Here is a 26,757-nt window from a genome sequence, read left to right on the forward strand (position 1 = left end):
TGGTATAATTTTACTTTGAAAGTAAGGATAACCTATAAGGAGGGATCATGGTGCTGTTTGCCGACTTTTATTTGCCTTCCTATTGCGGAGAGTGCTTCCCGGGGAGCGGGAAACCTACCTCCGGGGATGAAGCATCTTCTCGCACCCTCTCCTTGGAAGATGAGATTCAGCTTCTTCGCAGCAGGATGGAACAGCTGTTTTTGCAGGAACAGTCTTTCACGTCGCAGCCGGTCATCGAGATCAGCAGTTTGCTGGATCTCAAGATTAACGAATATATGAAATCCCGTCCCCGCATCCGCTAGAGGTTTGCGGGAACGCTACTTAGGGCCCCGGCTGGGGTCTTTTTCGTTTGATCAGATCGTGATGAACTCCATGCCAACCGGGCTATGATAACGTCTGGGAAGCGCCCGGGAGGACATTTGGGATATAATAGAGAACGGACCGGGCCTGCGGGGATCACCCGTACATTCGGCCCGGAAGCGCAGCAGACAGGAGGAACGGCCGGATGAAAATTTATACGCGCACAGGGGATGCGGGCCAGACGTCCGTGGTTGGCGGACGCGTGGGCAAAGATGACGTCCGTGTAGAGGCATATGGCACGATTGATGAACTGAACTGTTTTGTCGGGGAAACGCGTGTTTTTGCTGACGGCGAAGGATACACGGACCTGCGTGAGCAGCTGCTCGAGATTCAGCATGAGCTGTTTGACTGCGGGTCGGATCTCGCTTTTGTGAAAGAAGGAGAGGCTGTCTTCAAGGTGACGGCGGATATGCCGGAGCGGCTGGAGCGGTGGATCGACGAATTGGAAGCGGCCAGTCCGCCGCTGGAGAAATTCATCCTGCCCGGGGGCAGCCGTCTGGCTTCCGCCGCGCATGTCTGCCGGACGGTATGCCGGCGGGCGGAGCGGCGCACAGTCACTTTGGCAGGGACAGCCGCGGTAAATCCGCATGTTCTTACCTACCTGAACCGGCTGTCGGATTATTTTTTTGCATTTGCGCGGGCCGCAAATGCCCGGGCAGGGATTGAAGATGTCGAATATGTCCGGGGCAAGAAGGTGTTCCGCAGCTGAAGACGGCGTATTATCCCCCTATTACTTATATTGTTCCGCCGGCGGAAGACGGCTGGATGCTGAAGTCCATTTTGCAGAAACGGATGGACGTCTCCCGCAAACTGCTGTCCAGGCTGAAGCTGACGGAGCAGGGCATTATGCTGAATGGTGAACGTGTCTACATCAGCGTTCCGGTCAAGGCGGGCGACATGGTGGAAATCCGGATGGAGACCGAGGTGTCGGAGGATATTTTGCCCCAGCCGATCCCGTTCGAGATTCTTTATGAGGATGAGCACCTGCTGGTGGTTAACAAACCCGCCGGCCTGATTGTCCATCCAACGCATGGCCATTATGTCGATACACTGGCCAACGGAGTTGTGCATTATTGGGAGTCAAAAGGCGAGAGCTACCGGTTCCGGCCGGTGCACCGCCTGGACCAGGAGACGTCGGGCGTGCTGGCGGTGGCCAAAAACCCATACGCGCATCAGCATATCTCCGCCCAGATGATCGCCGGGACGGTGGAAAAACGGTACACGGCGCTTGTCCACGGACAGCCGCCGCTGGAACACGGCCGGATCGACGGCCCGATCGACCGCGATCCGGCCGAGCCGCACCGGCGAATCGTGACGCCCTCAGGCTACCCGTCGCTGACCCTGTACGAGGTGAAGCGGGCCTACAGCCAGGGCTCACGGGTGGAACTGAAGCTGGAGAGCGGACGCACGCACCAGATCCGGGTGCATATGACGTCAATCGGCTGCCCGCTGATTGGCGACCGGATGTACCGCCACGGGTTATATCGGAGGCTGCAGGCGGCCGGGCCGGGGGAAACGGGCGTAGGAACGGGGATGGTGACGGAGATGGAGCCGGAGCCCAAAACCGTTCAATCGGCCGGATTTGCTGAGGCGCTAGCCTCCATTCAAGCGCTCGACAACGCGATGCCCCGGCAGGCGCTGCATGCATCGCGGCTTGCGTTCACTCATCCAGTCAGCCGCGTGGAAGTCTGCTTTGAGGCGCCGCTGCCTGAAGATATGCGGAAGCTGGAGGCGCTGCTTGCGGGACAAGCAGGACAGACCGGACAGACCGGACAGATGGGTCAGACCGAATAGACCGAATAGACTGAATAGACTAAACAGACCGGACACGCAGCCGGCAGCCTACTTCACTGAAGAAACGGAGTTTACAAGGAATGAGCCAATTGAAAGTTTATCATTATGCGCAGTGCGGTACCTGCCGCAAGGCGGTAAAGTGGCTGGAAGCCCGCGGCCACGAACTGGAGCTGCACCCGATCAAGGAAGAGCCTCCGGGCGTGGAGGAACTGCGGGCGGCCGTTCAGGCCAGCGGTTTGCCGCTGAAGAAGTTTTTTAACACAAGCGGAGAAGTATACAAACAGCTTGGCCTGAAGGACAAGCTGGCCTCCATGAGCGAACAGGAGCAGCTCGAGCTGCTGTCGTCGAACGGCATGCTGATCAAGCGGCCGGTTGTGATTGGCGAGGGCAGGGCAACCGCCGGTTTCAAGGAAGAGGAGTATCAAACCGTGTGGGGCCGCGAGGTTTAATTTCAGGCGCCGGACGGGAAGCCGGACGAGGTTCTCCGCCTTTTCCGCGCTTCGCTGCTTTTTGCCGTGCGCAGGTTCTGCCATATCCTTTATATTGAATCTCGTGCCGCAAACAGGTAGACTTAAGCGGAAAGAAGGTGAACCGTATGACGATGGAAACCAAAGGCCGGGTACTGATTGTGGACGGAATGGCGCTGCTGTTCCGGGCCTTTTACGCAACCTCGTATGGAGGTTATATACGCAAGACCCGCTCCGGTCTGCCGACCAATGCGGTGTACGGATTTTTGCAGTATTTTTTTGATGCGGTGTCGACGTTTGAGCCGTCTCATATCGTCTGCTGCTGGGATATGGGCAAAGGCACGTTCCGTACCGAGAAATATGACGGTTATAAGTCCAACCGCGATGAGCCGCCGCTGGAGATGATTCCCCAGTTTGATCTTGCCAAAGAAGTGGTGGCCGAGCTTGGCGTTCCGAATATCGGACTGGCCGGGTACGAAGCCGACGATTGTATCGGCACGCTTGCGTCATGTTACGGCGAGGAGTCGGAGGTCTATATTTTGACCGGCGATCACGACATGCTTCAGCTGGTGACGGACCGGATCAAAGTGGTGATCATGAAAAAAGGCCGCGGCAATTACAAGGTGTATGACCCGGCGGCGCTGTGGGAAGAGAAAGGCCTGACCCCTGCGCAGGTGGTCGACCTCAAAGGCTTCATGGGCGATACAAGCGACAACTACCCCGGAGTGCGGGGAATCGGCGAGAAGACCGCACTGAAGCTGCTGGCTGAATACCAGACAGTGGAGGGCGTGATCGAGAACCTGGAGAAGCTGCCGAAGGGCGTCCGCGCCAAAATCGAAGCGGATCTCGATATGCTGCATCTGTCGAGGGAGCTGGCCGAAATCCGGCGGGATGTGCCGGTCGTCTGCACGTTGGCCGAATGCCTGTGGGAGCTGCAGCGGGAGAACGCCGCCCGCAAGTTCCGGGAGCTGGAATTCGGCAGCCTGCTGCATTTGATCGCAGTCGCCGCCGAGGAGCCGGTTCTCGTGGAAGCGGCGGAGGAGACTGCGGCCGGGCGCGAAAGCGGCAGCGCGCTGCCGGGAATTACCGATATTTCCGACCCGTTCGCCTGAGCAGGCGGCCGGGCGGGGATGTTCAGTGATGTTTAGCATAGGATTGGAACCAAACCGTTGACGGAACAACCAAAAGTAACCGGATGTGCAGAGCTGCTGCGCTCCGGTTTTTTTGCGTGTTTTTTGCGCGGATCCGTTTTTGCGTGAGTTCGATTTCTGTATGGAGCCGTTTTCTGCGTGAATCCGTTTTTGCTGCCTTGACCGGGGAATATTCAATGTTTTGCCGTTGATTTTTCCATTTTTTTAGCAGCGTGCCGATTATACAATAGCCCTGTAAACATCAACGCTGATCGAGGTGAGAACAATGGGCGAAGTGCTCCTGACGATGACGGATATCAACAAAAAATTCCCCGGCGTGCAGGCGCTGGACCGCTGCCGGTTCGAGCTGCGGGCAGGCGAGGTTCACGCACTGGTCGGCGAAAACGGGGCCGGCAAATCGACCATGATGAAGATTTTGACGGGCGTTTACCGCAAGGACGGCGGAACCATTCAGTACAAAGGGCAACACGTGGAGTTCTCCAGTACAAAAGAAGCGCAGAACCTCGGCATCAGCATCATCCACCAGGAACTGAACCTGATGCCAGACCTGACGGTGGCCCAAAACATCTTCATCGGGCGTGAGCCCCGGAAGCTCGGCGGACTGCTGCTGGATGACCGGAAGTTGAATGAACAGGCGGCTGAGCTGTTCCGCAAGCTAAACGTCAAACTGGACCCGCGCACCAAAGTGGCGGATTTAACCGTGGCGATGCAGCAAATGGTTGAAATTTCGAAAGCGCTTTCCTTTGAGTCGGAGGTGCTGATCATGGATGAACCAACGGCTGCGCTGACGAATGCGGAGATCGACGAGCTGTTCCGGATTATTGAGCAGCTGCGGGCATCCGGCGCAGGAATCGTCTACATTTCGCACCGGATGGAGGAGCTGAAGCGGATTACCGACCGGATCACTGTGATGCGTGACGGCTGCTATATCTCGACCGTGCCAACCCGGGAGACGGCGGTGGACGACATCATTTCAATGATGGTCGGCCGCAAAATCGACCTGGAGGCAAAGCCGGGGACGGTTGCCAGCGGAGCGGCCAAAGTGCTGGAAGTCAAAGGGCTGAACCGCGGAAACGTGCTGAAAGACATCAGCTTTGAACTGAAACAGGGAGAAATCCTGGGTTTTGCGGGATTGATGGGTGCAGGAAGAACGGAGGTCGCCCGGGCGGTGTTTGGCGCGGACCGGATTGACTCGGGCGAAATTTATATTGCAGGCCGCAGGGCCCGCATCCGGGAGCCGGAAGACGCGGTGAAACGGGGCATCGGTTACCTGTCGGAAGACCGCAAGCGGTACGGCCTGCTGGTGGATATGGACGTCAAAACGAATCTGTCGCTGGCGGCGCTCCGCAAGTTTTGGAAAGGACCGGGCTGGATGACCGAAGACGAAATGCGGCGGAACGCAGAGCAGTATACCGCTTCGCTGAAGATTAAGACGCCGGGAGTGAACCAGCTCGTCAAAAATTTGTCCGGCGGCAATCAGCAAAAAGTGGTTATCGGCAAATGGCTCACCCGGGACTGCGACATTCTGATCGTGGACGAACCGACACGCGGCATCGACGTCGGGGCCAAAACCGAAATTTACAATCTGCTGGAGGAGCTGGCCCGGCAGGGCAAATCGATCATTATGATCTCTTCGGAGCTGCCGGAAATTCTGCGCCTGAGCCACCGGGTAATCGTGATGTGCGAAGGCCGGATCACCGGCGAGCTGAGCAGCAAGGAAGCGTCGCAGGAATCGATTATGCGGCTGGCGACGATGCGGGCGGGGTAGGCATGCCAAACCGTCCGCGGAGGAGCCGGGTTCCTGGCCCAGGCGGTTTCTGAACAGCAGCCGTCTGGCCCGTACCGCACATTTTTTTACAGGAGGGAACAAAGATGAAAGCCATGGAAATGAATGCGCCCGTAAAACCGGCTTCCTTAAAGAAAGGCGGAGCCACCCAAAAAATACTTGCGTTCGCCAGCCTCATTTTGCTGATCCTCGTTTTTTCCTTATCGTCCGAAAACTTTTTCCGCTTCGACAACATCATTGGCATTATGCTGTCCACCGCGGTGATCGGCGTTCTGGCGCTCGGGTCCACCTTCGTCATTATTACGGGGGGAATCGACCTGTCGGTGGGAACGGTGATGACGTTTTCGGCGGTCATGACCGGTGTAGTGATTTCGTTTTGGGATTTACCAATCCCGTTTGGCATAGCCGGAGGGATTATCGCGGGCGCGCTTTGCGGGCTGGTCAGCGGTCTGCTGGTCGCCAGGATGAACATTCCGCCGTTTATCGCCACCCTTGGCATGATGATGGTAACGAAAGGACTGTCGCTGGTTGTATCGGGCACGAAACCGATTTACTTCAATGATACGCCGGCGTTCGCCAAAATTTCGATGGGGACGCTGCTGGGAATTCCTTATGCTGTGTTTATCTTTTTTGCGCTTGCGGTGCTCGCCAGCATCGTGCTGATGAAGACCATTGTCGGCCGCTATAATTTTGCGCTCGGCAGCAATGAAGAAGCGACGCGCCTGTCCGGCGTCAACGTGAAAAAATGGAAGGTGATCATCTACGTCATTACCGGCGTGTTCAGCGGAATCGCGGGCATCATGATGGCGTCCCGGCTGAACTCTGCTCAGCCGTCCCTAGGAGCGGGCTACGAGCTGGAGGCCATCGCGGCGGTCGTCATCGGCGGTACCTCGCTAAGCGGCGGGCAAGGCTCGATTCTTGGAACGGTGATCGGCGCGCTAATCATGAGCGTACTCACCAACGGGCTGCGGATTTTATCCGTGCCGCAGGAATGGCAGACGGTTATTGTCGGCGGGGTCGTGATTCTTGCCGTATATGCTGATATTTTGCGGCGCCGAAACAAATAACAGCTTGTCCGGACTGCCGAATCATACGAATACCACACTCATAAAAGGGGAGATACGGATATGGTAAAAGGAAAAGGAAGAGGCAAACTGCTGCTATCGGGGATGCTGCTGGCTGCGGCTTTACTTGGAGGCTGCGCGGCGGACGGCAATTCCGGCAATTCCGGCAGTGGCGGCGGGACGGCGGATGCCAAGACGGACGCGGCTCCCGCGGCAGGGGGCAGCGATAAGCTGTATATTCCGATCATCTCCAAAGGGTTCCAGCATCAGTTCTGGCAGGCGGTAAAACAGGGAGCCGAAAAGGCTGCAGCGGAATACGGCGTGGAAATCACCTTTGAAGGTCCGGAGACCGAATCTCAAGTCGACAAGCAGATTGAGATGCTGCAGGCGGCGCTGGACAAAAAGCCGAGCGCTATTGCTCTGGCCGCGCTGGACAGCCAGGCTTCCGTTCCGCTGCTTGAAAAGGCCAAAGCAGCGGGCATCCCCGTCATCGGCTTCGACTCCGGCGTGGACAGCGATATTCCGGTGGCCACGGCGGCGACGGACAACAAGGCGGCGGCAGCGCTCGCCGCGGACAAAATGAGCGAGCTGATCGGCGGCAAAGGCGAAATCGCCCTGATCGTCCACGACCAGACGAGCGTTACCGGCGTGAACCGCCGCGACGGCTTCAAAGAACAGATCGAGTCCAAATACCCGGATATCAAAATCGTCGACATCCAATACGGGGGCGGCGACCAGCTAAAATCGACCGATTTGGCCAAAGCGATTATGCAGGCCCATCCCGATTTGAAGGGCATTTTTGGGGCAAATGAGGGTTCGGTAGTCGGTGTTATTAATGCGGTGACCGAAATGAACAAAATCGGCAAAGTGACCATCGTCGGCTTTGATTCCGGCAAGCTCCAGCTCGATGCCGTCCGCAGCGGAACGGTCGCCGGATCGATTACCCAGGACCCGATCGGCATTGGTTACCAGACCGTCAAAGCCGCCGTTCAGGCGGTCAAAGGCGAGAAGGTTGAGAAGTTGATCGATACGGGTTTCCATTGGTATGATAAGACCAATATGGATTCCGAAGAGATTAAACCGTTATTATACGAATAGAACCGGCTTAGAATTGGAAGCGGATACAGGATGCGGCGCGGGCGCCGCGTCTTTGTCCGTTCCGAGGGAATGAGCGATACGCCGGGCGCACTGGTGCATAAACCACAAACAACAGGCTTACACACAGCTTCCGGGGAGGGTTGCATCCGATGTACAGACTGATTATCGTCGACGATGAAGATGAAGTGCGGGAAGGCATGCGGCGGAAAACGGACTGGAACGGCTGCGGGTTTGAGCTGGCCGGCGATTACAGCAACGGGCGGGAAGCCTTGGATGCGGTCGAGCAGCTGCGTCCCGATGTGGTGATCACCGATATTTGCATGCCCTACATGGACGGCCTGGAGTTGGCCGGGCAGATTTATACCCGCTTCCGGGGGATCCGGGTGGTCATTGTCACGGGATATGAAAGCTTCGATTATGCCAAGCAGGCGATCCGGCTGAAGGTGGACGACTATCTGCTGAAACCGGTGAATCTGGAGGAATTCACCCGTTTTTTGCGGACCCTGCGTACGGAGCTGGATGCAGAACATGCCCGGATGCGCAACTGGACTTCGCTGCGGCAGCGGCTGAACGAAAGCCTGCCGCTGCTACGCGACCGGCTGCTTGAACGCTTCACCGCCGGCCGGCTCACGGCTGAGGAAACGGCTGCGAAGCTGGGGGAGCTCGGCCTCAGGCTGCCTGAATCAGGCGGGCTTGCGCTGGTTGCGGAGCTGGACCCGGCCGGGGAGCGCGGGCAAACAGACGCGGACGACGAGCTGCACGCCTATGCGGTGTATAACATCTTTGAGGAAATCTGCGGGCGCGAACGGGAGGGCCTCGTCTTCCGGCTGCGGGACGAGAAGGTGGGCATCCTGCTGCCGGGCCGGCCGGGGGAGCTGGAAACGGCGGCACAGCTTGCCGCCGAGCTGGGGAGGCAGGCCGCCGAACGCTACCTCAAGCGCACCGTTTCGGTTGGCATCGGCCGTGTTTGCGCTGCGCGTGAACTGCTGCCCCGCTCCTTCCAGGAAGCGCTATCCGCGCTGGACTACCGGTTCCTCCACGGCGGAAATCAGGTGCTGGTCCTGCAGGATATGGAGTTCGGCCGGACGGTTAACCGGACCGATTACGGCGCTTACGAGCGGCGTATGGCTGCCGTGCTGCGGGCCGGTGACCCGGAGCGGATCGAAGCCGCGTTGTCCGACTGGCAGGAGGACATGAAGGCGGCGGGAGCAGCCCTGCGCGAATGTTATGACTCGGCGGGGCGGCTGCTGGATGCGGTGCTTGGCGTCATTTCGGAAACCGGGTTCCGGGGAGAAGAGCTGTTTGGCGATGATCCCGACCGGCGGCTTCCGGCGCTTCCCACGCTTGAAGAACTGAAGTGCTGGCTGTACGAGGCGTGCCTCCAGGCTGTGGCGTTTTTGGCGGAGAAGCGCGGCGGCGTCAACCGGATGCAGATGCTGCAGGCGGAAGCCTATATTCAGGCGAATTATGCCGATCCCGGGCTGTCGGTCGGCCAGGCGGCCGGCCATGTGTTCCTGAGCATGAACTACTTCGGCACCTTGTTCAAACAGCATGCAGGCTGCACCTTTGTGGAATATTTGACCCGTCTGCGGGTGGACAAAGCGAAGGAGCTGCTTAAGCTGACGCCGCTTAAAGCCTATGATATCGCCGGCAGGGTCGGTTATGCCGATCCCCAATATTTCAGTGTGATCTTCAAAAAAGCGACGGGAATGACGCCGAAGGAATACCGCGCCTCCCTTAAGGAGACCGGCTGACGATGGCCGCTCCGGCAAGGTTCAGGCGGCTCCGGTCCCGGCTTGGTTTCAAGAGCATCCGCACGACAATCGCTGTTTCTTTTTTTGGACTCATCCTGTTTACGGCCATGGTGCTAAGTCTGAACACGTACCTGCTCTCCTCGGACGCTGTGCGCAAAAATTCAATTGATTATACCTCCCAGCTGATGGTTCAAGTCAGCGCAAATATTCAAAATTACATCGGCAATATGACCAGCATCTCCGATTTCGCCGCTGCAAACGGCAGCCTGCAGGCGCTGATGCGGCTACGGGACCCGAGGGGCGCGGAAGGCAGACGGCTTGCCGAAGAGACGCAGCGCAGCCTGCGGTCCATTGCGGATTCCAGGGACGATATCGTCTCAATCCTGTTTGTTGGCGCCAACGGCGCGTTGGTTTCGGACCGGGACGGTTCCCGGCTGAAGCCTTACGCCAATCTGATTTCACAGGATTGGTACGTTGCCGCCGCGGAAGCGGGAGGGGGTCAGACGATCTCTTCTTCGCGTGTACAGCATCTGTATTACGGCGAATACCGCTGGGTTGTCTCGATCAGCAGACAGCTTCCGGGGGAGGGGACGACAGCCGGAGGCGTGCTGCTCGTTGACCTGAATTACAATGTGATCAACAACCTGGGGCAGCAGATCGAGATGGCCGGTAAAGGGTATGTTTTTGTTGTCGACACGGCCGGTAATCTGGTCTTCCACCCCCGGCAGCAGCTGATTTACTCCGATCTGAAGTCGGAAGCGGTTGGTGAAATCATGCAGGCTGGCGACGGCACATTTGAGACAGTGAGCGACGGCCGGGCCAAAATTTATACGGTCCGCAGCACCGGCTTTGGCTGGAAAATCGTCGGGGTCAACTATCCCGAAGCGCTGGTGAGCAACAAACGGGCGATCCAGCTTTCAGCTCTTTTGTGGGGAGGTGTGGCGCTGGGAATATCGCTTGCGCTGTCACTGCTGCTGTCGGCCGCAATCACCCGGCCCGTGAAGAAGCTGGAGACGCAGATGAAAAAAGTGGAACGCGGCGATTTCGACGCCCGGGCGGATGTCGAAGCGATTAATGAAATCGGCAAGCTGGCCAAAACGTTTAATCTGATGACCGGCCGGATTAAGGAGCTGGTCGGCCAGGTGGTGGCCGAGCAGGAGGAGAAGCGGGCCAGCGAGCTGAAGGCGCTGCAGGCGCAGATCCGGCCGCATTTTTTGTACAATACGCTGGACTCAATCATCTGGATGGCGGAGATGGAAAAGCAGGCTGAGGTGGTGCAGATGACGTCCGCGCTGGCCAGGCTGCTCCGCTACAGCATCGGTACGGGGGAAGAACGGGTGGCGCTGCGGGAAGAGCTGGCTCATGCGGAGAACTACCTGACGATCCAGAGCATCCGGTACCGCGGGAAACTGACGTACTCCATTGAGGTGGAGGCCGGCCTACAGGAGCATCCAACGTTAAAAATCATTTTGCAGCCGCTCCTTGAAAATGCGCTTTATCATGGCATCAAAAACAAACCCGAAGGCGGCCACATCCGGATCAGCGGCATACGCGATGGCCGGTTCATTCTGCTGTTCGTTGCCGACGACGGCATCGGAATGAAGGAGGAGACGTTGGCCCGGCTCCGCAGCGGGCGGTTTGAACAGAGCGGCCCCGGCGGTGTCGGACTGGCCAATGTGTACGAACGGCTTAAGCTGAACTATGGCGAAAGCGGCGGACTTACCTTTGAAAGCGAACTGGATGAAGGCACGGTGGCCGGTATCCGGATCCCTTATCAAGCCTGGGTCGAAGGAGGTAGTCCTCTTGCGTAAACAAGCAGCAGTGCTGACGGTAGTGGGGATTGCGGCGGTCTTCATCCTGCTGCTGGCCGCCGGGGGCGGGCTAAAAGAGCGCTGGAGCCGGCCCGCGGTGCGGGAGATCATTTTTATCCCGAAATCAACCGATTTTGAGATTGAGTTTTGGGCGGCCATGAATCAGGGCGTTGCCGCCGCCGCCGAGGAATTCGGAGCTAATGTTACCGTTCTCGGCACCCGGGAGGAAAGTGATGTGGATGGGCAGATAAGGCTGCTGAAAGAGGCGGCGGCCCGCCGGCCTGATGCGATTGTGCTGGCGGCGACGGATTATCACCGGGTCGTGCCTGCGGCGAAGGAAGCAGCGGAAGCAGGCATCCGCCTTGTTACGGTAGATTCGGGGCTGAGCGAGCGCGTCGGGATAAGCTTCGTTGCGACCGACAATGTTGAAGCAGGCCGGCAGGCGGGCAGCCGGCTGGCCGCGGCAATGGAGGGCGAAGGGGAAGCCGTAATTTTGAGCGTGGTCCAGGGGTCCGCCACGGCGATGGAGCGTGAGCAGGGCATCCGGGAGTCTTTGGCCGATCATCCAAAAATCCGGATGGAGCGCACCTATTACAGCGGAGCGTCCGAAGAAAAAGCTTATGATATCACCAAGACGCTGCTGTCCCGCCAGCCCGGCCTGAAAGGGATCGCCGCCCTGAATGAGCCAACTACCATCGGCGCCGCCCGGGCGATCCGTGATTTGGGCAGCCGCGCGAAGCTGGTCGGCTTCGATAACTCCCTGCGGGAGATCGCATTTTTGGAGGAAGGCGTGCTCGAGGCGACCATCACGCAGAAGCCGTTTAATATGGGTTATCTGGGTGTCCGGACGGCGATAACGGCTCTGGAGGAGGAGAAGGTTCCGCCAGAAATCGATACCGGTTCGGTCGTCATTACCCGGGACAACATGTTTGACAGCAAAAACTTAAAGCTGCTGTTCCCATTTACAGAAGATTATTAAATTTGTGCATAGGCGCGTCCTTCAAAAAATGATATCCTAAGGAATGATTGTCGTCAGGCGGCAATACTAACCGGCAGGGTTCAACATTCGGGAGGGAATAGCGTGACAAAATTACTAGGAGCCATTGAAGCGGGCGGAACAAAATTTGTATGCGGCATCGGACAAGAGGACGGAACGATCTTGGACCGGGTCAGTTACCCGACGACGACGCCGGACGAGACGATGGAGCTTGTTTTGCGTTATTTTGCGGACAAAAAAGTGGAATCGGTCGGTATCGGTTCATTTGGACCCATCGATCCGGTGCTGGGCAGCCCTACATACGGCTATATAACGACGACGCCGAAACCCCACTGGGGCCAGTTTAATCTGGTGGGAGCGGTGCAGGACGCGATGGGCGTTCCGATTGCATTCGACACGGACGTAAACGGAGCGGCGCTTGGCGAATATACATGGGGAGCAGCGAAAGGGCTGGACAGCTGCCTGTACATTACCGTAGGTACGGGGATCGGTGCAGGAGCGGTTGTTGGCGGAAAGCTGATTCACGGCTTGTCCCACCCCGAGATGGGGCATCTTTATGTCCGCCGCCACCCGGACGACAAGTTTGAAGGCTTTTGCCCTTATCACGGCGACTGCCTGGAAGGGCTTGCTGCGGGTCCGGCGATTCAGCGCCGCTGGGGCAAACCGGCGGTAGAGCTGCCGCAGGATCATCCGGCCTGGGAGATGGAGGCGCATTATCTGGCGCATGCTTTGATGGGCTTCGTTTTGACCCTGTCTCCGCAAAAAATCGTGATGGGCGGCGGCGTCATGAAGCAAAGCCACCTGTTCCCGCTGATTCGCGCCAAGGTGCAGGAGCTGCTGAACGGGTATGTGCAGCATCCGTCGCTGAACGCCGGAATCGACAGCTACATCGTTCCGCCAGGCCTCGGCGACAACGCCGGACTTACCGGGGCAATCGGTCTTGCCAAGCTGGCGCTGGAACGGAACTAACGCCTTTTTCCAAATTTGGGATTGACTGCAGCGTAAACTGTGTTATTGTAGTAGTAACAGTATAACGGCGTTATGGGGAAGCACCCTTCTTGCAGATTTTGCGGGAAGGGTGCTTTTTTGCGTTGCATCCGTTTGCTGCGGTCCGGACCGGGCCGATAGGGGAAGCGGGTGCGCATGGCCGGCTGGCGCCGGAATATTGTAACCAGATGAAGGAGGTTTCAATTGATGCAAATCGTATTTATGAACCGGATGTCGAAAGCCGGAGGCGCGGAGGAACGGTTCGCGCAGCTGTGGATTGGGGAAGAGGAAGGAATCTGGCGGCTGGGCTGGCGGGAATTTGAAGGGCCGGAAGCGCCGGAAGATGTGATCTGGTATGAAGGCGGCTCCTGGAGTGAAATGCTGTGCGTCTACCGGCACGAGCTGGCGATCCGGATGGGAGAGGGCTACCGTCCTCTGATCGATGGGGCTTTGGAAGAGGAACAGCTGCCCGCCAAAGGGCTGGAGCCGCTCAGACTGCAATTTTACAGCGAGCAGTCCGCCAATGAGCAGATTTATGAAGAACTGTGCTCCTGGCGGCGCATCCGGGCATCGGCTGCCCGCAAGGCGCCGTATCTGCTTGCAAGCAACCGGCTGCTGCGGCTGCTGAGCGCCTTCCTTCCCCGGACGGTGGAAGAGCTGCTGCAGATTCCGGGAATCGGGGAAGGGAAGGCGGCGGAGTTCGGTGACCAGTGGCTGGAGATTACGTCCAAAGCGGAGCGCGGATTTGACTTCCCGCTGGATTGGGTACGGGAAGCAACCGATGAAGAAGCATTCGCCTCCTGGCTGTATAAGCAGAAGGAGCAGAAGTACAAGCGCCAGCTTGAACGCCTGCGCCTGCGGCGGCTGCTGGTCCAGGGCATTGAAGCAGGTCTCGGGCTGGAAGAACTCCGGGAGAAGAGCGGAGTCAACCGCCGGGAGCTGATCGAGGCCGTTGAAGAGCTGGAGCGGGACGGTTATTCCGTCGACCCGCTTATTGACAAGGAGCTTAGCGTAATGCCCGAGGAAGAGCGGGAATCGGTCCGGCTTGCTTTTGGTGAGCTCGGCGACCTGTTCCTGAAGCCGGTGCTGCATAAGGTATACGGGCCGGAGTTCACGGCGGCGGGCGGCCTGGACCCGTATTATGAGAAGCTCCGGCTGATCCGCATCCGTTTCCGCCGGGATTTGGCGGGATCGGAGTCGCAGGCCGAGGAAGCGGGCTGAAAGGGTGGCGAAAGCCGGGGGGAGTGCTAAGTGCTTTGAAGAGCGCTGAGGAGCTTTGAAGAATGCTGCAAAAGAGCGCTGCAAAAGTGCGCTTCTAAAGGAGCCGCTCACCTGTGTGGTATTAGTTCAGTCTATTATAAATGTTTTTTCCCTGTTCCAATTTGTGGATTTGTGTCATGCTGGAACAAGCACACACATTGCATGAGGAGGAAACGGATTGGAGTTTAAGATTAGACAGCTTCAGCTGCCCGGTGATTATGAAGCGATTGCGGGTCTGCTGAATACGTATTGGTCCGAACCGGTGGATGCCGCCAGGCTGGAAGAGGACGATACCAAGATGTTTGTTACCGGACATACCTATAAGGACGAGAACGGGCAGCTTGCCGGATATGACCGGTTAAGACTCGTTGCTGAGCAGGAGGACGGGAGCCTTGCGGGGTATTTATGGATCTGGAGAGCGCCTTGGACGGAAGCGGGGACGCTGAACCATACGCTGGTTGTAGAACCGGGCCGCCGCGGCAGCGGTATCGGGAAAGCGCTGTATGCCGAAGCTACCGGATGGGCCCGTCAGCTTGGAGCGGACCTGCTCAAGACGGAGGTATGGGATCACGACGAATCGTCGCTGCGCTTTGCGAACAATTTAGGGTACACACTGGAACGGCATTTGTATCAGTCCGTTCTGACGCTGGATAACAGCGCTGATGATCCGCTGTTCGGCGCCGAGGTTCCCGGCCGGCTGGAAGGAGAAGGCATCCGTTTTACCACGCTAGCCGATGAGGGAGTCGAAGCCGGTGAAGCAAGGCTGTACGAATTGTACAAGGAGACGCTGCCTGATATTCCCGGGCACACCGGGGGAGTTCCCGAGCTTAGCGAGTGGCGCAAATGGCACCTGATGGTTAGCGGCTATGCGCCGGAACAAGTCATCATCGCCGCGGCCGGGGAGCGGTATGTCGGAGTCTCCAACGTCGTGTACGCCGGCGAGACAAACGGAATGTACCACGAGTATACGGGCGTGAGCCGGGATTTTCGCGGCCGGGGTGTCGGCCTTGCCCTGAAGGTCCAGGCCATCAAGATGGCGAAGGCGCGGAAAGCTTCTTATATCCGGACGGACAACGACTCGACGAATGCGCCAATTCTTTCGATCAACCGTAAGCTGGGTTATGTGCCCCAAAGAGGTACGTACCGGATGGCGGCTGCGCTTCCGCGCTGAAAATCCGCGGGGGCGCATGCCGTGTCTCCGGCCGAGACACCCGGAAGCTCAGAAACCCCGGAACCCCGGAACTCCGGAACTCCGGAACCCCGGAACCCCGGAACCCCGGAACCCCGGAACCCCGGAACCCCGGAACCCCGGAACCCCGGAAACCTGGGAGTCGACTGAGTTCAGGGAGAATGTCCTGCCCCATGGAATTCCCAGCCCACTGGGCCCGGAAACGACCAATCCCCGTATAGGGTCGCCTTACTTCCAGAACCGCCAGACCAAGGTAAACCCGGAAAACGTACAAGAGCAGTTTCCTTTGCGAAAAAATGCAAAGAAAACTGCTCTAAATTTTATACCGTTTTAGTTTTAATGGCCGGATAGGCAAAGAGGCGTATCCGCGCCGGACCGCGGGCGGCGGTCCGGGCCTGTCATAATGTGCCGCGGCGCCGGTGAACGGCTCACAGCCAATCTTTTTTGCGGAAGACATACAGCATGCCGCAGCCCAGCGAGACCATGACGGCCAACACGCCGTAATAGCCGTAAGGCGATTCCAACTCGGGCATATGCTTGAAGTTCATTCCGTAGATGCCCGTGATGACGGTCAGCGGCATGAATATCGTGGTAATGGCGGTGAACACGCGCATGATTTCGTTCGCCCGGTTGGCGATACTGGACTGGTACGCTTCGCGCAAGTTGCCCATCAGATCCCGGTACGTCTCAAACGTCTCGGAGATCTTGACCGCATTCTCGTAAATGTCGCTGAAATATTTCTGCAGCTGGTCGTTGATCAGCCGGAGGTCTTTTTTGTTCAGGGTATTGATAACTTCCTTCTGCGGGCCAAGCATCTTCTTCAGCCACAAAATTTCGCTTCGCAGACCGATAATCTCGCTGAGGTGCGACTTCTTCGTGTGCATCAGAATGTCTTCTTCCAGCTTCTCGATCCGGACCTCGATCCGGTCGCCGACGGTAAAGTAGTTGTCAACCACAAGGTCGATCAGCAAATACAGGAACCGGTCGGGTTCGCTGACTTCCTGTTCCCACAGAATCGGCTTCAATACGCGCAGCTCGTGAATCTTCTGCTTCGTAACGGTAATGATGTAATGTCTGCCGAGGAAGACGTTCAGTGCCCGCAAAAAAATCTCTTCATCGTCAAAACGGATGCTGTTCACTACAATAAAATAATGGCTTTCGTATATTTCGATCTTGGGACGCTGATCTTCTTCACTCAGGCAGTCTTCCACCGCCAGGTCGTGCAGATTAAACAGCGGCTGCAGCAGCTCCAGATCCTCAACATCCGCGTCGATCCAGTAGAAGCCCTCTTCAGGCGCCTCCAGTGTCTCCCGGATATCGTCGACCGGTGTAAACACACCGGCATTAACCAGTCTGATCTTCATGGTTCTCCACCCCTTCTGTCCCCTTCCGGGAATATGCGCTTGTCAAAGCACAGGGCGATAAATCAGTCTGGCCGGATCCTCCGGTCCCTTTATAGGTAAACGGGGCGGGAAGGCATAGGGAAATATGCTCCCCAAGCCGGCAAGCTGAATATCGTCCTGTTCGGTTGTGCTGTCCGAATGCTGTACTGCGGCCTCGGGTCGCCTTCCATTTCCTTCTCACCCCGTTACATTTCAGTCTGTGAAACACTTGTCTAGTATAACGCCGGGTTATGCGGCTTTCAACAAAAAAAGTTGTCATTTTGGAGACCTTTCTTCAGGGTATGGTCTTGACGAAATAAAGGTTCATGCTTTAAAGTTAGGTCAATGAAATTTTAACCGAATAACGCGAAATCTTATCAAGAGCAGGTGGAGGGACTAGCCCGATGAAACCCGGCAACCGGCGTGAGAACGCACGGTGCTAATTCTTGCAGAGCCTGGACGGTAGAATGCCGGACAGGATACTCTGACAGATGAGAGAGGCGCATATGATTCAGACGATATGAACCTTTCTCTTTTGCGGAGAAAGGTTTTTATTTGTTTCCCATTAAATCCATGACGACAAAGGAGAGAAAGCAATATGCCGATCAAGATTCCCGACAGCCTGCCCGCCAAAGAAGTATTAGCCGGAGAAAACATCTTCGTCATGGACGAAAGCCAGGCGTACCGCCAGGACATCCGCCCCTTGCGGATCGTCATTCTGAATCTGATGCCCAACAAGGAGACAACGGAGACGCAGCTGCTCCGGCTGGTCGGCAATACGCCGCTTCAAGTGGACATCGTGCTGCTTCACCCGCGTTCCCACATCTCTAAAAATACATCCGCCGATCATCTGGAGGCGTTTTATAAGACGTTTGACGAAATCAGCCACCGCCGTTTTGACGGCATGATTATTACCGGCGCTCCCGTGGAACAAATGGACTATGAAGAAGTCAACTATTGGGAGGAGCTCAAGGATATTTTCGAGTGGTCCAAGCGGAACGTAACTTCGACTATGCATATCTGTTGGGCGGCTCAAGCCGGGCTGTATTATCATTTTGGCGTACGTAAGGTCAGCCTGCCTGAAAAGTGTTTTGGGGTTTTTCCGCACACGTTGAATCATAGCCATGTGAAGCTGCTGCGCGGCTTCGACGAGCTGTTTCATGTGCCGCATTCCCGCCATACCGACGTCTCCCGGGAGGACATCGACAAGTGTCCCGAACTTCAGGTGCTTGCTGAATCGGAAGAAGCGGGCGTATATCTGGTGGCGACACAGGACGGGCGGCAAATTTTTGTAACCGGGCATTCGGAATACGATCCCTGTTCGCTCAAGTGGGAATACGAGCGCGATCTCGCCAAAGGAATGGAGATGGCGCTGCCGAAAAACTATTTTCCGAACGACGATCCAACCCGCACGCCGCCATCGGTCTGGCGCGGCCATGCTAACTTATTGTTCTCTAACTGGCTGAACTACTATGTATACCAAGAGACGCCTTACGATATCGGACCCCAAATCTAAAATCGAACTGAAGCAGGAGGATGTTATTTATGGAGAACAAATGGAAGCTGGAGAGCAAGCTGGCTCAAATCGGTTCGCTGGAGGACCCCGCTACGGGAGCGGTCAATTTTCCGATTTACCAATCGACGGCGTTCCGTCATCCGCGGCTTGGCCAAAGCACCGGTTTTGACTACATCCGCACGAAAAATCCGACCCGCTCCGTACTGGAGCGCGCCGCCGCGGAGCTGGAATCCGGAGACGCCGCGTTTGCGTGCAGTTCGGGCATGGCCGCGCTGCAGACGATTTTTGCGCTGTTTGGACAAGGCGACCACCTGGTGGTATCCCTTGATCTGTACGGCGGAACCTACCGGCTGCTGGAGCGGATCATGTCCAAGTTCGGCGTAACCGCCTCTTATGTGGATACGAACGATCTTGATGCGCTGGAGTCGGCCCGCCGTCCGGAGACCAAAGCGGTGTTTATCGAAACGCCGACCAACCCGCTGATGATGATCACGGATATCGAGCGCGTCAGTTCGTGGGCCGGCAGCCATGGTCTGCTGTCCATCGTGGACAACACGCTGCTCACCCCGTATTTCCAGCGGCCGCTGGAGCTGGGCGCGGATATTATCATCCACAGCGCGACCAAATACCTCGGGGGGCATAACGATGTGCTGGCCGGCCTGATCGTCACCCGCGGTAAAGAGCTGTCCGAAGAAATGGCGATTCTGCACAACTCGATTGGCGCCGTGCTTAGCCCAACCGACAGCTATCAGCTCATGCGCGGCATGAAGACGCTGGCGCTGCGGATGGAGCGGCACGAAAGCAATGCGCTGGCGGTGGCCCGTTACCTGCTTGAGCATCCCGCCATTGCCGAGGTGTTCCATCCCGGCCTGCCGGATCATCCGGGGTATGAAATTCAGCAGCGCCAGTCGTCAGGCAATACCGGCATTTTTTCCTTTAAAGTGAAGGATGCGCGGTATGTGGAGCCGATTTTGCGCCATGTGCGGCTGATCGCTTTTGCCGAAAGCCTGGGCGGCGTGGAATCGCTGATGACGTATCCCGCCGTGCAGACCCATGCGGACATTCCGGCCGAAATCCGCGACGCCGTAGGTGTCGATGACCGGCTGCTGCGTTTCTCCGTGGGAATCGAGCATATCGACGATCTGATTGCAGATCTGGGGAACGCACTGGACGCAGCCCGCAAAGAGATAGACGGAAGCGCTGAATAATCCGCGCTGAATCCGGCTGGCTGCTGACAGGTTAGACGCTGAACTGGAATGATAGATAACGAAGCGATTTCACTGTGCGGTAATGACAGCGGAGTGTTTCCCGGTTGGCCGGGGGACCCCGCTGTTTTTCATTCCATCACTGTATACAGCATACAGCGCAAAAGGCAAAGGGGATATCAGATCCAATCAGGCCTGCGGTGAAATCGTATAGACGTAAATACCGGAGGAAAAAGGGGGAGCGGACGACAACGGCCGGGCGTTTTTTGATCACACTGGCTTTCCGGTTGTTTCTTAACCTGTCCGGAATATGGTACGATAGTAGAACGGACCTGATCCTATGTTATCTAAATTTAAAATATCAGCGGCATCCGCTGAATGTTTATGCGATGAGAGGGAGGCTGTGAAGAATGAGCGGGATAGATCGCATTCTGGACAAGGCGCTCGGCGGCGAGCGCTTGAACCTGGAAGACACCATCGCCTTGTTCGAGAGCAACGAGATTGAGAAGATGGGGGCGGCCGCGAACGTAATTATGGAACGCTGGCATCCCGATCCGGTGACGACCTTTGTCATTGGCCGGAACATTAACTATACGAATATTTGCGACGTATACTGCCGGTTTTGCGCGTTTTACCGCAGTCCGAAGTCCGGGGAAGGTTACGTTCTGCCGGACGAAACGATTTATGAAAAGATCGCGGAGACGATTTCGGTCGGCGGCACGGAGATTCTGATGCAGGGCGGAACCAACCCGAACCTGCCGTTCAGTTATTACACCGATCTGCTGCGGGGAATCAAAAGCCGGTTCCCGGAGATCACGATGCATTCCTTCTCTCCAGCCGAGATCATGAAAATGAAGGAAGTATCCGGCCTGACGCTGGAAGAAACGGTGCGGCAGATTCATGAAGCCGGCCTCGATTCGCTGCCTGGCGGGGGGGCGGAAATTCTTGATGACCGCACCCGGTCCAAGATCAGCCGGCTTAAGGGGTCTTGGCGCGACTGGATGGATGTCATGCAGACGGCCCACCGGATCGGAATGAACACAACGGCCACAATGGTTATCGGCCTCGGCGAGAGTATGGAAGAACGTGCGCTGCATTTGATGCGGGTGCGTGACGCCCAAGATGAATGTCTGCGCAACGGCTACGACTCGGAAGGCTTCCTGGCGTTTATCTCCTGGACATTCCAGCCGGATAACACCAACCTTAAGCTGGACCGGCAGACGCCTGAGGAATACCTGAAGACCGTTGCGATCAGCCGCCTGGCGCTGGACAACATCAAGAACTTCCAGTCTTCCTGGGTAACGATGGGACCGGAGATCGGCAAGCTGTCGCTGCAGTATGGCTGCAACGACTTCGGCAGCACCATGATCGAAGAAAACGTGGTGTCTTCGGCCGGCGCGACCTACAAGGTCAACATCGAATCCATTCTGAAGATCATCCGCGAGGCGGGCAAAATCCCTGCCCAGCGCAATACCCGTTATGACATTCTTCGCGTATTCGACGACGAGAATGCAAAAGTTGACAATGATTTTGTGATGCAGAACTAGAATGAACTTTCCCCCCGTCTACCGGGGGCGTAACACAAAAGCTGCAGCGCCCGGCGCCTTCCGGCTCCAATTCCCGTTTTAGGGATGGAGACGGGGGCGCTTTGTTATAGACAAGTTATTCGGAAGTTTCCCGCTTCAGCTGTCTGATCTTCATCGCCGCCCGGATCCCCGTTGCCAACAGAGGCACCATTATGGCAGCAGCAGCGGCGGTCAACACGATTTTCCAGACTGGCATATGCGGCGCAGTGCCTGTAAGGCCGAACTCCTCCAGGTTCCCCAGCACAATAAGCGCCGTAAGACCCGCCGCGCCGTACAGGAAAGAATCGCGGATTTTGCGGTAATAACTGAGCTTATCGCTTCTGGCGGTGAACAGGTCAAACGGCTTGCCGTCGTTTTTTTTCTCCACGATCAGCAGCTCCGAATTGATTGTCCCCGAGGCGGTCCGAACGACCGGCTTGCCGCCGGCGAATCCCAGCCTAACCTTGCCGTAGGAATAGGAACCAAAGCCGAAATTTTTGGAAACCGTCCGAAGGCCCATCTCCTCCAAAAACTCCCGGTATGCGAGCAGCTCCCGTTTCGATTTGTCGATCACCCATTCGACCCTGTACCGGTATTCGCCCGGTTTGCAGGGTTCAAATTCATAAAACAGCTTTGAGGTCGACTTTAAACGTTGCCCCGCGTCCGACTTGCCGTTCAGCCAATGTTCCTGGGACTCCGGATCGCCGAAAAAGACTTTGAACGCTTTTCCCACGTTAATCTCCTCCAGTAATGGTTTTGGCACACTGCAGCACCTGCGCCAGCCGTCCGATTTCGGCCCCGACGATTTCCTTGCCAAGCGCGGTAATGACGTATTTTTTCTTGCGGCCAACCGCCGAAACGTCTGCTGCGGGTTCAATCCAGCCCTTCTGCTGCAGCGTGTTTAATGCGCCATACAGCGTACCGGGCCCAAGCAGCAGCCGACCGTCTGTTTCCCGTTCCGCAAACTGCATGATACCGTATCCGTGATTCGGCCGATACAACGCCAGCAAAATGATTAAAGTCGCCTCCGTTAAGGCGCCTCCCGTCACCGTGTCTCTCAAGCTCATCAGCTCCGCTTATTACACTAATCGTTATATCGTTTACTGTAATATCACTATGAACGAGCAAGGAAAATGCTGTCAATGATATCGATTACTAAATCCTGCAGCTACAAAAAATAAATAGTAATTTACATAAATAAACAAAAGTGATATCATAAAAATATCAAATACATATCTTTTGTGGAGGTGCTGGCTTTGAAAGAGAAAAAACTTCAGCCTGTCAGCGGATTTTGGGTCATTGCGATGATAGCGGTTTGTGTGGGGGGAGCGATTTACGGTATCGCCAAAGAGGTGTCCGAAGTGGTTCCCGTCCTGCTTCTGCTGGCTGCCGGCGTTCTGATGACATGCATTACGATTGTTCAGCCGAACAAGGCGGTAGTGGTTACCTTCTTCGGCAGCTATGTTGGCACGATCGACCGGAGCGGGCTGCAGGCGGTTATTCCGTTCAGCGTGAGAAAAGCGGTATCGCTGCGGGTACGCAATTTTAACAGCGTGAAGCTGAAGGTCAACGATGTGGAAGGCAATCCGATTGAAATTGCGGCGGTGGTCGTGTTCAAGGTGGTGGATTCTGCCAAAGCGCTGTTTGATGTCGACAAATATACCGCATTTGTAGAAATTCAGAGCGAGACGGCGCTGCGGCATGTGGCCAGCCGGTATCCGTATGATAATTTCACCGAGTCGGGCATGTCGCTGCGCGGCAACTCCGACGAAATCGCCAAGGAGCTGGCGGTGGAGCTGCAGGAACGTCTGGCGCTTGCGGGCGTCGAAGTGTTGGAGACGCGGCTGACGCACCTGGCTTATTCCACCGAGATTGCCAGCACGATGCTGCAGCGTCAGCAGGCTACGGCGATTTTGTCCGCACGGCAGATTATCGTTGAAGGAGCGGTCGGCATGGTGGACATGGCGATCAAACAATTGAAGGAAAATGGTGTAGTGGAGTTGGATGAAGAGCGCAAGGCAGCGATGATCAACAATCTGATGGTGGCGATCGTATCAGAACGCGGGGCCAACCCTGTGATCAACGCCGGCTCGCTCTACTAGAGCGTAAGGATGGTGAACCATGGCGGCTAAAAAAAGCTTTCCGCTTCGGATCGATCCGCAAATCTATGAGGCACTGGAACGGTGGGCGGGCGATGAGTTCCGGAGCGTCAACGGCCATATCGAGTATTTGCTGCGCGAGAGTCTTATCCGTGCGGGCCGGCTGCCGGATCCAAGGCGCGGAGAGGAGAGGCCTTAAGACAGGCCCCGCCGGGTCATCTCCCACTTCATGTGTATCTTCCGCCTTCCTCCGGCTTGACGGACGCAGCGGAGACCATTATAATTACTGACAGCATTCATCAATGAACAGCAATGACAAAGACAGGAACCGACGGAAACGGACCGATCAGAGAGAGGAATCTTTAGGCTGCAAGTTCCTCCGGCACCGCGTTTGGTTCACCCCTTTGTAGCTGCGGTTGTGAACTTCCGGCAAGCCTGATTAAGCCAGGCTTATACGGAACTGTAATAACCGCCGGCCCATGGCCGTTATCCATGCTTCAAGAGGATTTCGTTTCTTGCGCCGGTTTATGGCGGGGCGGAATTGAATCTGGGTGGAATCACGGGTTTAACACTCGTCCCTTTGCGGACGGGTGTTTTTTTGTTTCATTTACCGTTATTTTCAGGGAGGATGACATTAACTATGAGCATCAGCATCAAGCTTCCGGACGGCTCGGTCCGGGAATACGCGGAAGGCAGCAGCATCGACGACGTTGCCGCTTCCATCAGCAGCGGGCTGCGCAAAAACGCCGCCGCCGGCAAACTGAACGGCATTTTGGTGGATCTTGCCACTCCGCTCGAAGACGGGGCGCAGATCGAAATTGTCACGTTGGATTCCGAAGAAGGGCTCGGCGTAATGCGCCACAGCACCGCCCACCTCATGGCTCAGGCCGTTAAACGCTTGTTTGGCGCCAAGGAAGTGAAGCTGGGCGTCGGTCCGGTGATTGAGGATGGATTTTATTACGACATGGACTTGGAACATCCGCTGAACCCGGAAGATCTGCAGCGGATCGAAAAGGAAATGGAGCGTATCGTGTCGGAAAACCTGCCGATCGTGCGCAAGGAAGTCAGCCGGGAAGAAGCGCTGGCGATTTTTGGGGAACTGGGCGATCCTTACAAGCTGGAGCTGATCGAGGCGCTGCCGGAAGGCGAAGCGATTACGATTTACGAGCAGGGCGAATTTTTTGACCTGTGCCGGGGGCCGCACGTGCCGTCGACCGGCAAAATCAAGGTATTCAAGCTGATGAACGTTGCCGGCGCATACTGGCGCGGGGACAGCAAAAACAAGATGCTGCAGCGCATCTACGGCACCGCCTGGAACAAAAAAGCGCAGCTGGATGAATATCTTCGCCTGCTGGAAGAAGCAAAAAAACGCGACCACCGGAAGCTGGGCAAAGAACTGGAGATTTTCACCTTTAACCAGCTGGTCGGCCAAGGTCTGCCAATCTGGCTGCCGAAAGGCGCCAAGCTGCGCAGCATCCTGGAACGGTACATCGTTGACCTGGAAGCGAGCCTCGGATACCAGCATGTTTATACGCCGGTACTCGGCAACGTAGATTTGTACAAGACCTCGGGCCACTGGGAGCACTACCAGGAAGATATGTTCCCGAAAATGACGATCGATACGGAAGAGTTTGTGCTGCGGCCGATGAACTGCCCGCACCACATGATGGTATACAAGAGCACGATGCACAGCTACCGTGACCTGCCGATCCGGATCGCCGAACTGGGCATCCAGCACCGGTACGAAATGTCGGGCGCGCTGACCGGCCTTCACCGGGTGCGGTCGATGACGCTGAACGACTCGCATATCTTCTGCCGCCTGGATCAGATCAAAAGCGAGTTCAAGCGGGTGCTGGAGCTGATCAAGCGCGTTTATACCGACTTCGGCATCCACGATTACCGGTTCCGGCTGTCGTACCGCGATCCGGCTGACACCGAGAAATATTACCAGAACGACGATATGTGGAACACCGCACAGCGGATGCTGCGCGAGGTAGTAGAAGAGTCGGGCCTGCCGTTCTTCGAGGCGGAAGGTGAAGCGGCGTTCTACGGACCGAAGCTGGATGTGCAGATCCGTACGGCGCTGGGCAAAGAAGAGACGTTGTCCACCGTACAGATCGACTTCCTGCTGCCTGAACGGTTCGAGCTGGAGTATGTAGGCGATGACGGGCAGAAGCACCGGCCGGTCGTGCTGCACCGCGGCATTCTCGGTACGATGGAGCGGTTTGTGGCCTTCCTGCTGGAGAACTTTGCGGGCGCACTGCCGCTGTGGCTGTCGCCGCAGCAGGTGAAGGTCATCCCGGTCTCCTCGGCGTTCGACGACTACGCAAACGAGGTCACCGACCAGCTCCGCCTGGCGGGCCTGCGTGCAGAAGCAGACCTGCGCAATGAGAAAATGGGCTACAAAATCCGCGAAGCCCAGCTGGAGAAGCTGCCGTACATGTTTATCGTCGGCGAAAATGAACGGAACGACCGGACCGTGTCGATCCGCAAACGCGGTGAGGGCGACATCGGCGCCCGCGCCCTGGATGAAGCGGTAGCCGGCTTGACGCAGGAAGCTTCCGCCAAGACGATTTTTTAAAAAGCCTAATAGCGTATAGATCACACAGCTGCCGATAGGCAGGGCACCGGCAGCGGGGGCGTAAAGCCTCATGCGGCCGGTGTTTTTTATTCCACCCGGGTAGGAAATAGCTAGAGCGAAATTCGGCCTAGAGGCGGCCCGGGGCAGAAACGGGAGGGATTGCAGTTGGCGGGTAATAAAACTAACGCGCTGCGGATATTGGATGCGGCTCATATCGAGTACACGGTTCACACCTATGACAATGAGGACGGGCAGATACACGGCACCGCCGTAGCGGAGAAAATCGGACGCCCCCCGGAAACGGTCTACAAGACGCTGGTTTGCCACAGCGGGCCCCAATTGTATGTGTTTGTGATTCCGGTAGCGGAAGAGCTTGATTTGAAAAAAGCGGCCAAAGCCGCCGGGGAAAAGAAGCTGGAAATGCTGCCCGTCAAGGAGCTGCAGCGGCATACCGGGTACATTCGCGGAGGCTGCTCGCCGGTCGGCATGAAAAAGCTGTACCCCACTTTTTTGGAAGAAAGCGCCCGGTCTCAGGAGCGGTTTCTGGTTAGCGCGGGCAAAATCGGCATGCAGATGGAGCTTGATCCGGCGGCGCTGGCGGAGCTGCTGGGCGCACGGTTTGAGCCGCTGATTCACTGACCTAATGCGGCGGTAGTGCCTGAAATTTGCCTAGTCCCATGTATAAAACATA

Annotated in this window: 24 protein-coding genes and 1 riboswitch; of the genes, 21 read left to right on the plus strand and 3 right to left on the minus strand. The window is 56.7% G+C overall.

Annotated elements, in window-relative coordinates; genetic code table 11:
- Positions 1-47 precede the first annotated feature (47 nt).
- From ACE6ED_RS21460 to ACE6ED_RS21525, 14 genes are all read left to right on the plus strand, one after another.
- A complete protein-coding gene (locus ACE6ED_RS21460; RefSeq protein WP_410829463.1) occupies positions 48-302 on the plus strand; it encodes an aspartyl-phosphate phosphatase Spo0E family protein in 255 nt (84 codons plus the stop codon).
- Between the two features lie 203 nt (positions 303-505).
- Entirely contained in the window at positions 506-1,069 is a 564-nt protein-coding gene (locus ACE6ED_RS21465; RefSeq protein WP_410829464.1) for a cob(I)yrinic acid a,c-diamide adenosyltransferase, read from the plus strand.
- A 56-nt stretch (positions 1,070-1,125) separates the two neighbouring features.
- Complete coding sequence (locus ACE6ED_RS21470) at positions 1,126-2,154, plus strand: RluA family pseudouridine synthase (protein ID WP_410829465.1); 1,029 nt, start codon at positions 1,126-1,128, stop codon at positions 2,152-2,154.
- An 80-nt stretch (positions 2,155-2,234) separates the two neighbouring features.
- Entirely contained in the window at positions 2,235-2,603 is a 369-nt protein-coding gene (locus ACE6ED_RS21475) for an arsenate reductase family protein (RefSeq protein WP_410829466.1), read from the plus strand.
- A 146-nt stretch (positions 2,604-2,749) separates the two neighbouring features.
- Positions 2,750-3,733 carry a 5'-3' exonuclease gene (locus ACE6ED_RS21480; RefSeq protein WP_410829467.1) on the plus strand — a complete coding sequence of 328 codons (984 nt, stop codon included), beginning with the start codon at positions 2,750-2,752 and terminating at the stop codon, positions 3,731-3,733.
- Between the two features lie 304 nt (positions 3,734-4,037).
- Positions 4,038-5,540 (plus strand): sugar ABC transporter ATP-binding protein, encoded by a 1,503-nt coding sequence (locus ACE6ED_RS21485; RefSeq protein WP_410829468.1) that lies wholly within the window; start codon positions 4,038-4,040, stop codon positions 5,538-5,540.
- A gap of 113 nt (positions 5,541-5,653) precedes the next feature.
- Positions 5,654-6,625 (plus strand): ABC transporter permease, encoded by a 972-nt coding sequence (locus ACE6ED_RS21490; protein ID WP_410829496.1) that lies wholly within the window; start codon positions 5,654-5,656, stop codon positions 6,623-6,625.
- 102 nt (positions 6,626-6,727) lie between these two features.
- The gene (locus ACE6ED_RS21495) at positions 6,728-7,720 is read left to right on the plus strand and encodes a substrate-binding domain-containing protein (RefSeq protein WP_458782637.1); all 993 of its coding nucleotides are present in this window, start codon (positions 6,728-6,730) and stop codon (positions 7,718-7,720) included.
- 149 nt (positions 7,721-7,869) lie between these two features.
- Positions 7,870-9,474: a response regulator gene (locus ACE6ED_RS21500; protein ID WP_410829470.1), complete on the plus strand. Its 1,605-nt coding sequence runs from the start codon at positions 7,870-7,872 to the stop codon at positions 9,472-9,474.
- A gap of 2 nt (positions 9,475-9,476) precedes the next feature.
- A complete protein-coding gene (locus ACE6ED_RS21505) occupies positions 9,477-11,285 on the plus strand; it encodes a cache domain-containing sensor histidine kinase (RefSeq protein WP_410829471.1) in 1,809 nt (602 codons plus the stop codon).
- Entirely contained in the window at positions 11,278-12,264 is a 987-nt protein-coding gene (locus tag ACE6ED_RS21510) for a substrate-binding domain-containing protein (RefSeq protein ID WP_410829472.1), read from the plus strand. Before ACE6ED_RS21505 ends, ACE6ED_RS21510 begins: the two co-directional genes overlap by 8 nt.
- Before the next feature lie 102 nt (positions 12,265-12,366).
- Complete coding sequence (locus ACE6ED_RS21515; protein WP_410829473.1) at positions 12,367-13,251, plus strand: ROK family protein; 885 nt, start codon at positions 12,367-12,369, stop codon at positions 13,249-13,251.
- Positions 13,252-13,476: 225 nt separating this feature from the next.
- Positions 13,477-14,490 carry an HRDC domain-containing protein gene (locus ACE6ED_RS21520; RefSeq protein ID WP_410829474.1) on the plus strand — a complete coding sequence of 338 codons (1,014 nt, stop codon included), beginning with the start codon at positions 13,477-13,479 and terminating at the stop codon, positions 14,488-14,490.
- A gap of 217 nt (positions 14,491-14,707) precedes the next feature.
- Positions 14,708-15,700 carry a GNAT family N-acetyltransferase gene (locus ACE6ED_RS21525; RefSeq protein WP_410829475.1) on the plus strand — a complete coding sequence of 331 codons (993 nt, stop codon included), beginning with the start codon at positions 14,708-14,710 and terminating at the stop codon, positions 15,698-15,700.
- Between the two features lie 446 nt (positions 15,701-16,146).
- On the opposite strand, the gene corA is transcribed toward ACE6ED_RS21525, so the two are convergent.
- Positions 16,147-17,082, minus strand: a complete 936-nt coding sequence (corA, locus tag ACE6ED_RS21530) for a magnesium/cobalt transporter CorA (protein WP_410829476.1) — start codon at positions 17,080-17,082, stop codon at positions 16,147-16,149.
- A 389-nt stretch (positions 17,083-17,471) separates the two neighbouring features.
- A riboswitch (SAM riboswitch) is annotated at positions 17,472-17,598 on the plus strand.
- 100 nt (positions 17,599-17,698) lie between these two features.
- On the opposite strand from corA, the gene metA reads away from it, so the two are divergent.
- From metA to mqnC, 3 genes are all read left to right on the plus strand, one after another.
- Entirely contained in the window at positions 17,699-18,616 is a 918-nt protein-coding gene (gene metA / locus ACE6ED_RS21535) for a homoserine O-acetyltransferase MetA (protein ID WP_410829477.1), read from the plus strand.
- Between the two features lie 29 nt (positions 18,617-18,645).
- Positions 18,646-19,824, plus strand: a complete 1,179-nt coding sequence (locus tag ACE6ED_RS21540; protein WP_410829478.1) for a PLP-dependent transferase — start codon at positions 18,646-18,648, stop codon at positions 19,822-19,824.
- Positions 19,825-20,231: 407 nt separating this feature from the next.
- On the plus strand, positions 20,232-21,368 hold the full coding sequence (gene mqnC, locus ACE6ED_RS21545; protein WP_410829479.1) for a cyclic dehypoxanthinyl futalosine synthase: 1,137 nt from the start codon (positions 20,232-20,234) through the stop codon (positions 21,366-21,368).
- Between the two features lie 115 nt (positions 21,369-21,483).
- Here the strand turns inward: mqnC and ACE6ED_RS21550 are convergent, their stop codons facing one another.
- Together ACE6ED_RS21550 and ACE6ED_RS21555 are read right to left on the minus strand one after the other, a co-directional pair.
- Positions 21,484-22,119, minus strand: a complete 636-nt coding sequence (locus ACE6ED_RS21550; protein ID WP_410829480.1) for a DUF2812 domain-containing protein — start codon at positions 22,117-22,119, stop codon at positions 21,484-21,486.
- A gap of 1 nt (position 22,120) precedes the next feature.
- Positions 22,121-22,453, minus strand: coding sequence for a PadR family transcriptional regulator (locus tag ACE6ED_RS21555; protein ID WP_410829481.1), 333 nt, complete (start codon positions 22,451-22,453; stop codon positions 22,121-22,123).
- Positions 22,454-22,642: 189 nt separating this feature from the next.
- Between ACE6ED_RS21555 and ACE6ED_RS21560 the strand changes: the two genes are divergently transcribed.
- From ACE6ED_RS21560 to ybaK, 4 genes are all read left to right on the plus strand, one after another.
- Positions 22,643-23,488, plus strand: a complete 846-nt coding sequence (locus ACE6ED_RS21560) for an SPFH domain-containing protein (protein ID WP_410829482.1) — start codon at positions 22,643-22,645, stop codon at positions 23,486-23,488.
- Positions 23,489-23,507: 19 nt separating this feature from the next.
- Positions 23,508-23,684: a type II toxin-antitoxin system antitoxin gene (locus ACE6ED_RS21565; RefSeq protein ID WP_410829483.1), complete on the plus strand. Its 177-nt coding sequence runs from the start codon at positions 23,508-23,510 to the stop codon at positions 23,682-23,684.
- A gap of 441 nt (positions 23,685-24,125) precedes the next feature.
- Complete coding sequence (thrS, locus tag ACE6ED_RS21570) at positions 24,126-26,066, plus strand: threonine--tRNA ligase (RefSeq protein ID WP_410829484.1); 1,941 nt, start codon at positions 24,126-24,128, stop codon at positions 26,064-26,066.
- Between the two features lie 165 nt (positions 26,067-26,231).
- Positions 26,232-26,705, plus strand: a complete 474-nt coding sequence (gene ybaK, locus ACE6ED_RS21575; RefSeq protein ID WP_410829485.1) for a Cys-tRNA(Pro) deacylase — start codon at positions 26,232-26,234, stop codon at positions 26,703-26,705.
- Positions 26,706-26,757 lie beyond the last annotated feature (52 nt).

Source organism: Paenibacillus nanchangensis, assembly GCF_046543445.1.
GTDB lineage: Bacteria > Bacillota > Bacilli > Paenibacillales > Paenibacillaceae > Paenibacillus_AQ > Paenibacillus_AQ nanchangensis.

Bases quoted from the DNA above. Each gene is read 5' to 3' on its own strand.
- ACE6ED_RS21540 (WP_410829478.1), top strand. From the start codon at position 18,646: ATGGAGAACAAATGGAAGCTGGAGAGCAAGCTGGCTCAAATCGGTTCG.
- ACE6ED_RS21490 (WP_410829496.1), top strand. From the start codon at position 5,654: ATGGAAATGAATGCGCCCGTAAAACCGGCTTCCTTAAAGAAAGGCGGA.
- ACE6ED_RS21485 (WP_410829468.1), top strand. From the start codon at position 4,038: ATGGGCGAAGTGCTCCTGACGATGACGGATATCAACAAAAAATTCCCC.
- metA (WP_410829477.1), top strand. From the start codon at position 17,699: ATGCCGATCAAGATTCCCGACAGCCTGCCCGCCAAAGAAGTATTAGCC.
- ACE6ED_RS21495 (WP_458782637.1), top strand. From the start codon at position 6,728: ATGCTGCTGGCTGCGGCTTTACTTGGAGGCTGCGCGGCGGACGGCAAT.
- ACE6ED_RS21555 (WP_410829481.1), bottom strand. From the start codon at position 22,453: ATGAGCTTGAGAGACACGGTGACGGGAGGCGCCTTAACGGAGGCGACT.
- ACE6ED_RS21465 (WP_410829464.1), top strand. From the start codon at position 506: ATGAAAATTTATACGCGCACAGGGGATGCGGGCCAGACGTCCGTGGTT.
- ACE6ED_RS21565 (WP_410829483.1), top strand. From the start codon at position 23,508: ATGGCGGCTAAAAAAAGCTTTCCGCTTCGGATCGATCCGCAAATCTAT.
- mqnC (WP_410829479.1), top strand. From the start codon at position 20,232: ATGAGCGGGATAGATCGCATTCTGGACAAGGCGCTCGGCGGCGAGCGC.
- thrS (WP_410829484.1), top strand. From the start codon at position 24,126: ATGAGCATCAGCATCAAGCTTCCGGACGGCTCGGTCCGGGAATACGCG.
- ACE6ED_RS21505 (WP_410829471.1), top strand. From the start codon at position 9,477: ATGGCCGCTCCGGCAAGGTTCAGGCGGCTCCGGTCCCGGCTTGGTTTC.
- ACE6ED_RS21500 (WP_410829470.1), top strand. From the start codon at position 7,870: ATGTACAGACTGATTATCGTCGACGATGAAGATGAAGTGCGGGAAGGC.
- ACE6ED_RS21460 (WP_410829463.1), top strand. From the start codon at position 48: ATGGTGCTGTTTGCCGACTTTTATTTGCCTTCCTATTGCGGAGAGTGC.
- ACE6ED_RS21475 (WP_410829466.1), top strand. From the start codon at position 2,235: ATGAGCCAATTGAAAGTTTATCATTATGCGCAGTGCGGTACCTGCCGC.
- corA (WP_410829476.1), bottom strand. From the start codon at position 17,082: ATGAAGATCAGACTGGTTAATGCCGGTGTGTTTACACCGGTCGACGAT.
- ACE6ED_RS21470 (WP_410829465.1), top strand. From the start codon at position 1,126: ATGCTGAAGTCCATTTTGCAGAAACGGATGGACGTCTCCCGCAAACTG.
- ACE6ED_RS21480 (WP_410829467.1), top strand. From the start codon at position 2,750: ATGACGATGGAAACCAAAGGCCGGGTACTGATTGTGGACGGAATGGCG.
- ACE6ED_RS21520 (WP_410829474.1), top strand. From the start codon at position 13,477: ATGCAAATCGTATTTATGAACCGGATGTCGAAAGCCGGAGGCGCGGAG.